1 protein-coding gene is annotated in these 1547 nt (G+C 33.0%); it reads left to right on the top strand.

Going from position 1 to position 1547, the window contains the following annotated elements; all coding sequences use genetic code 11:
- The first annotated feature begins 338 nt into the window (after positions 1 to 338).
- Positions 339 to 1415, top strand: coding sequence for a Fic family protein (locus KHM83_RS19535; RefSeq protein ID WP_213238719.1), 1077 nt, complete (start codon positions 339 to 341; stop codon positions 1413 to 1415).
- Positions 1416 to 1547 lie beyond the last annotated feature (132 nt).

Here is a 1547-nt window from a genome sequence, read left to right as displayed (position 1 = left end):
AGGCTCTACACGCCGATCGTTCTACGCCTAGTTTGATAGGAGATATATACCAAAAAAAACATACCTCGATCAAACTGGTATGTTTCAATTATACGAACACGCCGATTCCCAACATTCCTTCTGATGTCACATGCCTTGCGCGGCAAGTCATGCGCCACTTTTTCCGCTAAGGCGTTAAAAGGAAGGAACGATCGGGAATCGCGGGAACGTTAGCAGACATCCTAAACATGGGTAAAAAGTGGCATATATTACTCGATAAATATTGACATGGGAAGATATTACACATATAGTTATAATATGAGTAAATATATAGAAATATTACCTGCAAGGAGAATGCTATGAGCAATAAATTAGATCTTTTACCCCCAAAATTCAATGGTAGTGTTATAGATATTGAAACAAAATCTATATTACGAGAAGCTGCAAAAGCTAATAAAAAATTGGCAGAACTAAAAGGATATTCAGAAATTGTGCCTAATAAAAATATCTTAATAAATGCAATTACAATTAATGAAGCCAAAGAAAGCTCCGAGATTGAAAATATCATAACAACTCATGATGAGTTATTTACAGCATTATCAAAATCAGATGTTTTGCTAGGAAGGGCTAAAGAAGTAATCAATTACAAAGAAGCATTATGGAAGGGGATCGATTTAATTCTCGAGAGGGGTATTCTGACAACAAATATGATTGCTGAAGTTCAGAGTGTTATTGAAAAGAACAAAGCTGGGATTCGGAAACAAGGTGGTACAAAACTAGTTAATGAGCGTACTGGCGAAGTCGTGTATACGCCTCCTGAAACAGAAACTGAAATACGTGATTTATTATCAAATTTAGAAAAATATATAAATGAAGACGATGAAATAGACTCATTAATTAAACTTGCAGTTATTCACTATCAATTTGAGAGTATCCATCCATTTTATGACGGAAATGGTAGAACGGGTCGAATTTTAAATGAACTTTATCTTGTAATGAAAGGACTATTAGATTCGCCAATTCTATATCTTAGCAAGTATATACTTTCAACTAAGAATGAATACTACAAGCTGTTAAACGGTATCCACAACGAGGGAAATTGGGAGGATTGGATTCTTTATATACTGAAAGGCATTCAAGAAACATCTGAAAAATCATTAATGATACTAAAACAGATTAATAAATTGATTGATGATACAAGTGATGAAATAAGGCAGAAACATCCTAAAATCTACTCAAAAGAACTTGTAGAAATTATATTCACAGAATTTTATACAAGAATAAACAATGTAGAAACGGGTCTTAATGTTACAAGAAAAACTGCATCAAATTATCTAAATGATCTAGCAGAGAGTGGAATTTTAAAAACCGAGATAAGAGGTAAAGATAAATTATTCATAAACATAAAGCTAATGGACATTATGAGAACAATGTAACGGACGATCTGCTAAACCAGCTAATTCTTGTCAAGTATCTGATCAAAAATAGTATTCCGGCTGAATTTAGGGCATGCTAAACAAACCTGTAAATATCAGGTCAAAAAATGATAAAATTATATTATCAGAACT

Source organism: Fusibacter paucivorans, from assembly GCF_018390735.1.
Classification (GTDB): domain Bacteria; phylum Bacillota; class Clostridia; order Peptostreptococcales; family Acidaminobacteraceae; genus Fusibacter; species Fusibacter paucivorans.
The sequence above is the reverse complement of the archived record's forward strand: the minus strand, read 5'-3'. Positions and strand labels throughout refer to the sequence as shown.